Annotated in this window: 11 protein-coding genes; all 11 read left to right on the top strand. The window is 37.2% G+C overall.

Translation table 11 applies throughout. The features are described from left to right. The first annotated feature begins 454 nt into the window (after positions 1–454). The 11 genes from ACOI1C_RS01845 (at position 455) to ftsA (ending at position 12218) form a co-directional block, all read left to right on the top strand. Positions 455–1921, top strand: coding sequence for a UDP-N-acetylmuramoyl-L-alanyl-D-glutamate--2,6-diaminopimelate ligase (locus ACOI1C_RS01845; RefSeq protein WP_422507397.1), 1467 nt, complete (start codon positions 455–457; stop codon positions 1919–1921). 279 nt (positions 1922–2200) lie between these two features. Then, entirely contained in the window at positions 2201–3175 is a 975-nt protein-coding gene (gene mraY, locus ACOI1C_RS01840) for a phospho-N-acetylmuramoyl-pentapeptide-transferase (protein WP_422507395.1), read from the top strand. After that, complete coding sequence (gene murD, locus ACOI1C_RS01835; RefSeq protein ID WP_422507393.1) at positions 3176–4528, top strand: UDP-N-acetylmuramoyl-L-alanine--D-glutamate ligase; 1353 nt, start codon at positions 3176–3178, stop codon at positions 4526–4528. It begins immediately after the preceding gene. A gap of 182 nt (positions 4529–4710) precedes the next feature. Then, a complete protein-coding gene (spoVE, locus tag ACOI1C_RS01830; RefSeq protein WP_422507391.1) occupies positions 4711–5811 on the top strand; it encodes a stage V sporulation protein E in 1101 nt (366 codons plus the stop codon). 91 nt (positions 5812–5902) lie between these two features. Continuing rightward, positions 5903–6994: an undecaprenyldiphospho-muramoylpentapeptide beta-N-acetylglucosaminyltransferase gene (murG, locus tag ACOI1C_RS01825; RefSeq protein WP_422507389.1), complete on the top strand. Its 1092-nt coding sequence runs from the start codon at positions 5903–5905 to the stop codon at positions 6992–6994. A 75-nt stretch (positions 6995–7069) separates the two neighbouring features. Then, complete coding sequence (murB, locus tag ACOI1C_RS01820) at positions 7070–7978, top strand: UDP-N-acetylmuramate dehydrogenase (RefSeq protein WP_422507387.1); 909 nt, start codon at positions 7070–7072, stop codon at positions 7976–7978. 221 nt (positions 7979–8199) lie between these two features. After that, a complete protein-coding gene (locus ACOI1C_RS01815; protein ID WP_422507385.1) occupies positions 8200–9003 on the top strand; it encodes a cell division protein FtsQ/DivIB in 804 nt (267 codons plus the stop codon). Continuing rightward, a complete protein-coding gene (locus ACOI1C_RS01810; RefSeq protein ID WP_422507383.1) occupies positions 8987–9697 on the top strand; it encodes a DUF881 domain-containing protein in 711 nt (236 codons plus the stop codon). Before ACOI1C_RS01815 ends, ACOI1C_RS01810 begins: the two co-directional genes overlap by 17 nt. A gap of 20 nt (positions 9698–9717) precedes the next feature. Then, positions 9718–10440: a DUF881 domain-containing protein gene (locus tag ACOI1C_RS01805; RefSeq protein ID WP_422507381.1), complete on the top strand. Its 723-nt coding sequence runs from the start codon at positions 9718–9720 to the stop codon at positions 10438–10440. A 1-nt stretch (position 10441) separates the two neighbouring features. Further along, positions 10442–10804, top strand: a complete 363-nt coding sequence (locus ACOI1C_RS01800) for a small basic family protein (protein WP_422507379.1) — start codon at positions 10442–10444, stop codon at positions 10802–10804. 139 nt (positions 10805–10943) lie between these two features. Next, positions 10944–12218, top strand: coding sequence for a cell division protein FtsA (ftsA, locus tag ACOI1C_RS01795; protein WP_422507377.1), 1275 nt, complete (start codon positions 10944–10946; stop codon positions 12216–12218). Positions 12219–12224: the final 6 nt, after the last annotated feature.

Here is a 12224-nt window from a genome sequence, read left to right as displayed (position 1 = left end):
AGAAACTATGGAGTAAAATCCATGGTTTCTTTTTACGAGGTACTTCATGTAAAATGAAATGGATGATTTTAAAAAGAGCTGCAGTTAATATGAGACCACTGAAAAAGTAGTTACTCTCGAACATGAGCTATTTTAAGGAGTATATGTTGATTGGAGCGGATATGCTCGACTCCTGCGCAAGGCGTTTGCGCCGAGGTAGGTTTTTTCACGGTAATGAAAAATAACCTTCCTTTTTTGCCCGCCCCGGGGAATGGGGTGCATCCTGGATTGGAAATCAATAGGTAGATTTAACATACTTTTAAAAATTGGACTTTTTCAAAGTCTCTGTTTATATAACGGATTACTCTGAAACTAACCTTTTGGAGAATTCTACTAAAAGTGGTTCAGAGTGAACCCTTTAACTGTCTAAATCCGCATATACCAAAGACTTTATTAATCGAATAGGAGGATGATTATGCACTTACAATCTTTACTTTCTTATCTTACCTTTTACAAGTCACAAACATTAGAAAATCCTCTAATCACTTCTATAGAAATGGACTCAAGAGAGGTCAAACAAGGTAGCTTATTTATTTGTATAAACGGATATACACTAGATGGTCATGAATTTGTAGAACAAGCCATTTCTAACGGAGCAATAGCGATTATCTCGGAACTTCCATTAGAATTGTCAGTTCCTGTTGTAGTGGTAAATGACTCAAAACGGGCAATGGCTGTTCTAGCAGATGCCTATTACAAACACCCCAGTCATAAGCTAACTCTAATAGGAGTTACGGGCACAAATGGAAAAACCTCAACTACTCATATGATTGACCAAATAATAATTGCTTCAGGGAAGAAAACAGGATTGATTGGAACATTACATACCAAAATTGGAGACCAAACCTTTGAAGTGAAGAATACAACTCCAGAGTCCTTAACACTCCAAAAAACATTCTTTAAAATGGTACAAAATGAGGTCGATACAGCGATCATGGAAGTATCTTCACATGCTCTAGACTTAGGAAGAACTCACGGATGTGACTTTGATATTGCGGTCTTTACTAATTTGACACAGGATCATCTAGACTATCATGGGACAATGGCTGAATATCGTCGCACGAAAGGCTTATTATTCTCACAATTAGGAAACACCTTTGATCCGAACAAGGAAAAATTTGCAGTGCTGAATAATGATGACGAAGCAGCGGATGAATATAGAAGAAGTTCCGCTGCACATATCATCACATATGGCATTAAAAAACAGAGCGATATTATGGCTTCCAGTATTAAAATGAAACATACTGGTACTAGCTTTATACTTTCAATATTTGAAGAGTCGTACAGCGTTGAAATAAACCTAGTTGGTATGTTCAGTGTTTATAATGTTTTAGCAGCCGTTTCTACATCACTTGTAGCTAAAGTGCCTATTCCAATCATTCTAGAAACGATAGTAAAATTAAATGGGGTTCAAGGTAGATTCGAGTTGGTTCATGCGGGGCAAGATTTTGCCGTGGTTGTTGACTTTGCCCACACGCCAGACAGTCTTGAAAATGCGCTCACAACACTTAAACAATTCGCAAAAGGGAAAATTTTTGCCATCGTTGGTTGTGGCGGAGATCGCGATAAGACCAAAAGACCGATCATGGCTAGAATTGCAACTGCTCTTGCAGATGTTCCCATTTTCACCTCTGATAATCCCCGGTCAGAAGACCCTAACCAAATATTAAAAGAAATGGAAGCGGGAGTAAAGGCAGGTAGCTATCAAACCATAGAAGACCGTGAAGAAGCGATACGTTATGCAATCAAACAAGCTAATAAGGACGATATCGTCCTTATCGCAGGTAAAGGACATGAAACCTATCAAATCATTGGCCAAAAGGTTTATAACTTTGATGATCGTGAAGTAGCAAAAAAGGCCATATTAGAGAGACTAGCATAATTCTAAAATGGGATTATTACTACCAGCTACTTTAAATGATTATTTTTGTAAAATCTAATGAAATCCGCAAATGAATGTCATAAAAAAATATATTCAATCGAATTATTTGAAAGGAACTAAAACTGTGCATACCAATTGCTTATTTTCTATAACTATTAAACATAATGATGAATTTGCTTCATATGCTAATGCTGTAAAAGACAAAATGTTAAATTACCCCACTATATGGTCAAAGTTAATTTTCCTTGTGTTTTCTGATGGGAAAGGAGGGGTAAGGCAATGGTAGAACAAGTGATACTCTTTACAATCTTAATGGGCTTTCTGATATCTGTTCTTCTTTCGCCTATCTTTATTCCTTTCTTACGTCGATTGAAATTCGGTCAAAGTATTAGAGAAGAAGGTCCAAAATCTCATCAAAAGAAATCTGGTACACCGACAATGGGTGGAGTGGTGATTATATTATCGATTCTAATCACCACTTTAGTAATGGCCTTTAAATTCTCAACACCGTCGGTTGAAATTTTGCTACTACTGCTTGTGACAATTGGTTTTGGAATAGTAGGTTTTTTAGATGACTTTATTAAAGTCGTGATGAAAAGAAACTTAGGTTTAACATCTAAACAAAAATTACTTGGCCAAATTCTAATTGCCATTATTTTCTTTATCATCTTTATCCAACATGACTTTTCAACAGTTGTAGGTATCCCTGGAACAACCTATTCTTTTGATTTAGGTTGGTTTTACATTATCCTCTTGGTCTTCATGCTAGTTGGCGGTTCTAATGCGGTCAATTTAACAGATGGTCTGGATGGATTACTTGCTGGAACCTCTGCTATTGCTTTTGGGGCATTCGCAGTCTTAGCTTGGAATCAATCACAATTTGATGTTGCGATTTTTTCATTGGCAGTTGTTGGTTCTGTATTAGGTTTTCTTGTCTTCAATGCACATCCTGCTAAAGTTTTTATGGGTGATACGGGTTCACTTGCACTAGGTGGTGCGATCGCGACTGTGGCTATACTAACAAAGCTTGAAATTCTTTTGGTCATAATAGGTGGAGTGTTCGTCCTAGAAACCTTGTCAGTAATTATACAAGTTATTTCATTTAAAACTACAGGTAAAAGAGTGTTTAAAATGAGTCCTCTCCACCATCACTATGAAATAGTGGGTTGGTCAGAGTGGAGAGTGGTTGTTACTTTTTGGAGTGTAGGACTTGTTTTTGCAGCAATCGGAATTTATATAGAGGTGTGGATGTAAGTGAAAAACATACAATTGTATACCAACCAGAATGTACTAGTAGTTGGCTTAGCGAAAAGCGGGTATGCAGCGGCTAGGCTTCTTCATCAGTTAGGGGCAAATGTTACTGTAAATGACAGGCTGCCTCTAGAGAAAAATGAAACGGCCCAATCCTTACAAGACTTAGGGATACTGGTTATTTGCGGAGGACACCCATTAGAATTAGTGGACGAAACATTACATATAGTTATGAAAAACCCAGGGATTCCTTATACAAATCCATTAATTCAAAAAGCAATGCTGCTAAACATACCAATTCTTACTGAGATCGAGTTAGCCTATCAAATTTCTGAGGCACCTTTTATTGGGATTACAGGCTCGAATGGAAAAACGACAACAACTACGCTGCTTTTCGAAATGCTAGAAGCTGGATTTAAACGACCACTTATTGCAGGGAATATAGGAACTGTAGCTTGTGAGGTAGCTCAAACTGCAGATAAGGACCATTATATTGTGACTGAATTATCTTCATTCCAGCTATTAGGCGTAAAAACATTTCGACCTAAGATTTCTGTTTTTCTAAATTTGTTTGAGGCTCACCTTGATTATCACGGTACCGCTTTGGAATACGGAAAAGCAAAAGCCAACATCTTCATGCAGCAAACAGAAGAAGAATTTGCAGTGATTAATGCAGAAGATGCTGAAGTCTGTGCACTTGCATCAGCATCTAAAGCTCAAAAAGTCTATTTTTCAACGAGACAAGACCAGCCAAACGGTGCTTGTGTTTCTGGAGAATACATACGATTCCTAGGTGAAAACATCGTTAGAATCAAGGATATCGCTTTGCCAGGAGAACATAATATAGAGAATGTTTTAGCCGCTCTTTCTGTAGCAAAGCTAGTTGGAGTCCCAAACGAGTGTATTATACAAGTCCTGAGAACATTTACAGGTGTCAAGCACAGACTTCAATTTGTTTGTTCCCTAAATGATCGGATTTTTTATAATGATTCAAAAGCAACCAATATGTTAGCTACTTCGAAGGCTTTGTCCTCCTTTACACAGCCTACAATACTACTAGCTGGTGGCTTGGATCGTGGAAATGACTTCGATGATTTAATGCCTTACATGAATAATGTAAAAGCACTTGTTGTGTTTGGGCAAACAGCTGAAAAATTAATTAAAATGGCTCAAGTTGCAGGGATTAAAACGATTGAACATGTCGATAATGTGGAACATGCAGTACCTTTAGCGTATGAGCTCTCTAATCCACATGATGTTATATTGTTATCACCTGCTTGCGCAAGCTGGGATCAACATAAAACATTTGAAGTGAGAGGAGACATTTTTGTAGAGGCTGTGCATAGACTGAAATAAGGGCTTGGCCAAACGAAAAGTACAAGCGCACCGGGTAGTCTCAGGCATAGAAAATGGTCTGAATTGATAAAAAGGGTCTCTTTTCCCATTTATTTTATTTAGGTTATTTGACCTCAGGCGGACTCCGACGCTGGAACTGGACAAAGTACCTCGCCTTTAATCTAGGACCTGAGGTGACACAATTGCCGACAAAAAAGTCTACACCAGATTTTTTATTAGTAGTGATTACATTAATGCTTTTAGCAGTTGGTATGATTATGGTTTACAGTGCTAGTGCCGCTTGGGCAACTTTTAAATTTGAAGACTCTTTTTTCTTTGCAAAAAGGCAGCTTCTTTTTGCTGGCTTAGGTATTATTGCAATGTTTCTTATCATGAATATTGATTATTGGACATGGCGGACATGGGCCAAAATTGTTCTCATAATTTGTTTTGGATTACTTGTATTAGTTCTCATTCCAGGAGTGGGTTTGACACGTGGTGGAGCTACAAGTTGGATTGGTATTGGAGCTTTTTCAATTCAGCCATCAGAATTTATGAAGCTAGCAATGATTGCGTTTCTTGCAAAATACTTATCTGAAAATCAAAAGAAAATAACTTCCTTTAGGAAGGGCCTCGTTCCATCCCTTTCGTTAGTGTTTCTTGCATTTGGGATGATTATGATTCAGCCGGACTTGGGTACAGGGACGGTAATGGTCGGAACGTGCATGGTCATGATTTTCGTTGCGGGTGGGAGAATTAGTCACTTTGTTGGATTAGGACTAATAGGTGTTGCTGGATTTGTAGCATTAATATTGTCTGCTCCCTATCGAATTAAACGTATCACGTCGTTTTTAGATCCATGGCAGGACCCAACAGATAGTGGATTCCAAATTATCCAGTCGCTTTATGCCATTGGTCCAGGTGGATTGCTGGGCTTAGGTCTTGGGAAAAGCCGTCAAAAGTTCTTTTATCTTCCAGAGCCTCAGACAGATTTTATCTTTGCGATTTTAGCAGAAGAACTCGGATTCATTGGTGGATCGCTCGTTATTTTGTTATTTGCATTGTTACTTTGGAGAGGGGTTCGAATTGCCCTTGGTGCACCAGATTTGTTTGGGAGTTTTTTAGCAATAGGAATTATTTCGATGATCGCTATACAAGTCATCATTAATATTGGAGTTGTTATTGGGTTGATGCCAGTAACAGGGATCACCCTTCCATTCCTTAGCTATGGAGGTTCATCCTTAACACTCATGTTAATGGCGGTAGGTGTGTTATTAAATATTAGTCGATATGCTAGGCTATAGAAAACGTAATTTCTTATGAATAAACCCTGTTTAATTAAACAGGGTTTAGACTATTTTTAGGTAGGGAACTTAAGATTAATGGAGGTGACCCATGAAAATACTAATAAGCGGTGGAGGAACGGGTGGACATATTTATCCAGCTCTTGCGTTAATAAAGGAAATAAAAAAGCAGGATCCAAATGCACTATTTTTGTATATCGGAACTGAAACAGGATTAGAAAAAAAGATAGTAGAAAAAGAAGGAATTCCATTTAAATCGATTCATATAACTGGGTTCAAAAGAAAGTTATCATTTGAAAATGTGAAAACGATTCTAAGGTTCTTAAAAGGTGTTCAAGATAGTAAGAAGATGATTAAATCCTTTCAGCCAGATATTGTAATTGGCACGGGTGGCTTTGTATGTGGTCCTGTCGTGTACGCTGCAGCCAAACTCAAAGTACCGACCATCATACATGAACAAAACAGTGTTCCTGGATTAACAAATAAATTTTTAAGTAAATATGTTGATAATGTGGCGATTTGCTTTCAAGAGGCTACACCTTTTTTCCCAAAAGAAAAAGTGTCGTTGACTGGGAATCCAAGAGCGACAGAGGTTGTGCAGCATGTACCAGTAAAAAAAGCCGAACTTGGTTTAAATCCGAACAAAAAAACAGTTATGATTGTTGGTGGAAGCAGAGGAGCAAGACCTATAAATGATGCATGTGTAAAGGCATTACAAAGCTTCAAAAAGAAGGACTATCAAGTTTTATATATTACCGGTGAAGTACATTATGATAAAGTGGTAGAGGAAGTAGAAAAGGTGGGTAATCCACCGAACGTCATTATTAAGCCGTTTTTGCATAATATGCCGGATTATCTAAAGAATATTGATTTAATCGTCGCAAGAGCTGGTGCAACAACGCTCTCAGAAATAACGGCACTTGGGGTGCCAAGTATCTTAATTCCAAGTCCTTATGTCACGAATAATCACCAAGAAAAAAATGCACGTGCATTAGAGCAGAATGGGGCAGCTATAGTGATAGTTGAGCCTGAATTATCAGGTGAAGTACTTTTACATGAGATAGACGGAATCATTGGGAACACTGTGAAATGGAATGATATGAGTTCTAAATCATTAGAACTTGGAATTCCGGATGCATCCTCTAGGTTGTATAGATTAATAAAAAAACTGATCAAAAAATAGACAATGACTTTCGCTCAACTCTCATGCATAGAATAGTAAAAATGAGGTAGTGGCAGTTTTGGTTAGGAGGTCGACATGGAAAAAATAGCGAGTAAACTTCGTAAAGAAAATGTTGGGAAAGTGTTAGTAGGGGAATCAATAGCTAATCATACAACGATGAAAATCGGAGGACCGGCTGATTTATTTGTTGAACCTTCTTCAGTTCAAGGTCTAGAAACCACGATTCAATTTATTAAAAAAATTGGAATTAAGTGGAGAGCAATTGGCAGAGGGTCGAACCTATTAGTCTCAGATAAAGGGATTGAAGGGGTTGTCATAAAGCTAGGCGACGGTTTAGATTCATTAGAAATCAATGGAACTGAAATCACAGTAGGTGGGGGCTACTCATTAGTAAAGCTTGCGGCTGTTTTAGCAAGAAAGGGCTTAGCGGGACTAGAGTTTGCTGGAGGTATTCCAGGTTCTCTTGGTGGAGCAGTTTACATGAATGCAGGAGCTCATCGGTCGGATATGTCAAAAATAGTAAAAAAAGCATATGTGCTGTTTGAAGATGGCACTTTTGAATGGGTATCCAATGAGGATTTAAAATTCTCTTATCGGACATCAGTTCTTCAAAAAGAACGACCTGGAATATGTGTTGAGGCTGTTCTTCAATTGTCAGAAGGAAGCACTGAAGTAATTAAGGCAGAGTTACAAAAAAATAAAGATTACAGACGTGATACACAGCCATGGAACTTTCCTTGTGCAGGTAGTATTTTCCGTAATCCACTTCCAGAGTATGCAGGCCAATTAATTGAGAAAGCTGGATTAAAGGGGTACCAAATTGGTGGGGCTCAAGTATCCGAACTGCATGCGAACTTCATTGTGAATAAAGATCGTGCCACAGCAGAGGATGTACTAAATCTAATTAACTATATCCAAAATACGATAAAAGATAAATATAATATAGACCTCCATACAGAAGTAGAAATTATTGGCCGAAAATAATCCCACTATCTTTCCATATTGTGCTATAATTTTACTATTATTAAAGAAAAAAGAATCCTATTTCGTGGATGGCGGCCTCGGCACGTCAGCCTGAAACATTTGAATATCACCATAGTTTAATAACAGGGCTATTAAAAGAATAAACGGCATGTTTCTATGCCGTTTATTCTATCGATTATATAAAAATTATAGTATCTTATTAAAATGTAGGTGGATAACGTATGGAGAAGGGAAAGATCCTGACACTTGAAGATAGAATTCCTAAAATTAAGCAACAAAGAAGACAAAAGGCAAACAGAAGACTAATTATTTATGTATCAATCTTTTTTCTTCTCATTATTGGTATCTTGTATCTTCAATCTCCTTTGAGTCATATCGCTACTATCGAGGTTAAAGGGAATTTGCATGTACCTACTGATGAAATCATTGCCTTGTCGGGGATTACGAACAGGACAAGCTTTTGGAACCTCAAAATGGATAAAATCATAAATAAAGTAAAGAAGAACAAAGAAATTAAACAAGTAGTTATTCAAAAGAAGTTTCCCAATACGATCTTTTTAACAGTTACTGAAATGAAAAGGGTCGCCTATGCTATAAATGAAGGGACTTATTTTCCGATATTAGAGGATGGGAATGTTCTTAAGGCTTTTAAAACGACAAGTATTCCTTCAGATGCGCCTATCCTAACGAATTGGGAAGCAAGTAGTGAATTGCAAGAAATGGCGGATGAATTAGCCAAATTATCACCTGCTATTGCTAATTCTATCTCTGAAATACATCATACCCCACAAGATGCTGACTTTCTTCATATCACATTGTTTATGAATGACGGTCACGAGGTCAGTGCAACTATAACTGATTTTGCAAAAAAGATGAGTGCCTATCCTTCCATTGTAAGCGAGCTTGATGCCAGTTTAAAGGGAGTCATCCACATGGAAGTGGCATACTATTTTGAGTCTTATGAACCAAAAGAGATCGAACAGGAAAAAGAGGAAGAAGTGAAGGAAGATGAAAGTGAAGGGTAATCATGTCATTCTATCCTTTGTATGTGTTGTGCTAGGTTTTATGATTTCATTTTCTTACCAATTTACAAAAAGTGAAAATAAAGATGAAAATCCTATCACAGATCGTCAATGGGAAAGAGAATATGAATATCGGAACACATTAATCAATCAAGAGAAAACAAATCGGAATTTACAGCAAGAGTTATTTAAACAGCAAGAAAAAGTGCGCCAAGTAGAAGAGAACTTAGGCGACCAAGAACAAGTCTTATTCAATCTAGTTGAAGATGTTGAAAAATATAGAATGTATGTTGGTGAAATTAAGGTACAAGGTAAAGGAATAGAAGTTACTTTAGAGGATGCTTCTTACGTTCCAACTGAAGCTAATGTAAACAGCTATATTGTTCATGAAGGACACATTCAAAATGTAATGAACGAACTAATGATATCAGGTGCTAATGCTATTGCCATAAATGGTCAACGAATCTTTCACGATTCGTATATTTTATGTATTGGTCCAGTTATAAGTGTAGATGGAACTCAGCATCCTGCTCCTTTCGTGGTTTCAGCAATTGGTGACTCTGACGTGTTAGAGGCAGCACTCAATATTACTGGTGGAGTAAATGCTCAGCTCGTGAATGATAATATTAAAGTTAAAATTGAGAAGAAACAGCAAATCATATTAGATCCAAAGCTTGGATTGGAAAAGAATAATTAGAAAACTTGAAGGAGGTTCTCGTGCGTAACAAAAGTGTTTATATTTTTGCCCTAATTGCCCTATTAGTAGGCTTTATGCTAGCCATTCAGTTCCAAACAACAAATGAACCCGTAATAAGAGATACAAGAGACGCATGGGAGCTTAGGGAAGCCATAAAAAAAGAACTAGATGTCCAATCCCAATTATTAAAAGAGATTAGAAAGTACGAAGAAACAATGAAGGATTACGAAACAGATCTAAAGCAAAGCAAAGAGGTATCTCTTAAAGACACTTTACAAGCACTTAGGGAAGAAGCAGGATTGACTGTTGTTAGTGGACAAGGCATTACAATCAAGATAGAAGAGATGTTTGACGAGCCCATAATAGGACAATCAAGCTCACGAGTGTCAGCCGAACAGCTCAGAAGACTAATTAATGAATTAAACATTAATGGAACGACTAATATTTCGATTGCAGAGCAACGGTATGTAAACACTTCTGCAATTAGAGATGTGAATGGATATACAACAATCAACAATTTTCGACTTCCAGTAGTTCCTATTGAAGTAAAGGTCATTACAAGTGATGCTGAGAAGTTATACAATCGCATGGTAGCTTCTGAATCCATCCAATTTGAGTTTGAAATTGAAGGCCTCAAGTTAGATATTTCTTCTCCAATCAATCATTTAACTATTCCCGCCTACGATCAGCCCATTCGTATAAAACATTTAGATTCTGTCAAAAGCGAGAAGGAGGGATCATGATATGTGGCTTCCACTCGTAGGATTAATAATAGGAGTTATTCTTGGACTATTTTCAGAAATCAAAATCCCTGATGAATACTCAAATTATTTATCAATTGCAGTTCTTGCATCCCTGGATACTCTTTTTGGAGGAATACGGGCTCATATGCAAAATTTATATGATGAAAAGGTTTTTGTTTCAGGATTCTTTTTTAATATCATCTTAGCTGCAAGTTTAGCTTTTCTTGGTGTCCATCTTGGTGTAGACTTGTATTTGGCTGCAGTTTTTGCGTTCGGAGTTAGACTATTCCAAAATATTGCTGTCATTCGTCGAATTATTATATCAAAATGGTCAGCCTCAAGAGAAAAAATAGAAAAAAATTAATTTTACAAAAAGGGAAAAAAGTAGTATGTGTTGAATATTTCCCTATGTGATAAATTTATTTGAAAAATCCGACAAAGATGTTGGAAACCTAAAAGTGAATGAACAGTGGAGACGGAGATTAAAAGGGAGGTGCCATAGAATGAACAGCAATGAGCTTTTCGTTAGTCTTGACATCGGTACATCCAATGTGAAGGTTATCATTGGTGAAATGTTAAATGATAATTTAAACATTATTGGAGTGGGGAATGTAAAATCTGAAGGATTGCGTAAAGGTACAATTGTTGACATAGATGAAACAGTTCATTCTATTAAAAGGGCTATTGAACAAGCTGAAAGAATGGTTGGAATATCGATTAATCGAGTCGTAGTTGGTGTAGCTGGTAATCATGTCCACTTGCAACCTTGTCATGGTGTAGTAGCTGTATCAAGTGATAACCGTGAAATTACGAATGAAGATATTCACCGTGTCATCGATGCAGCTCAAGTTATTTCGATTCCTCCTGAAAGAGAGATCATTGATGTCATTCCAAGGCAATTTATTGTTGATGGATTAGATGAGATTAACGACCCTCGAGGAATGATTGGTGTTCGTCTCGAGATGGAAGGAACCATCATCACGGGTTCTAAAACAGTCTTACATAATTTATTGCGATGTGTAGAACGCGCTGGTTTAGAAGTAACTGATATATGCCTTCAGCCTTTAGCTGCAGGTTCTATTGCCTTATCTAAGGATGAAAGAAATTTGGGAGTTGCACTTATTGATATTGGTGGTGGCTCCACAAATATTTCTATTTTTGAACACGGGAATCTTATTTCAACAATGGTCATTCCTGTTGGTGGCGAGCATATTACTAAAGATTTATCAATTGGACTTCGTACTTCAACCGAAGATGCTGAAAAAATCAAGATCAAGCATGGACATGCTTTCTATGATCATGCATCAGAAGAAGAAGTGTTTAGTGTTCCAATTATCGGAAGTGATCAGCATCAGCAGTTTAGTCAATTAGAGATATCTGACATTATTGAAGCAAGACTCGAAGAAGTATTAGAGCTTGTTTTACAAGAACTTAGAAAGCAAGGCGTGAAGGATCTTCCAGGTGGATTTGTACTTTCAGGTGGAGTCGTTTCAATGCCTGGAGTAGCAGAGCTAGCCCAAATCGTCTTGGATAGTAACGTACGAATTGCCACTCCAGATTATATAGGAGTTCGTGAACCTCAATATACGACAGGTGTAGGATTAATTCAGTTTGCATTTAAAAATGCAAAGCTTCAAGGGAAAAAAATTAGTTCTTCTGTTTCGGTTGATTCTGTGGAAAAGAAAGTACAAAAGAACCAATCAGCAAAGAAAACAAAATCAGAAGATGATAACATACAAAATAAAGTCAAAAAGTTCTTCGGCTACTTTTTTGAATAAGCTTAG

The organism is Bacillus sp. DJP31 (genome assembly GCF_049310945.1).
Classification (GTDB): domain Bacteria; phylum Bacillota; class Bacilli; order Bacillales; family SA4; genus Bacillus_BS.
The sequence above is the reverse complement of the archived record's forward strand: the minus strand, read 5'-3'. Positions and strand labels throughout refer to the sequence as shown.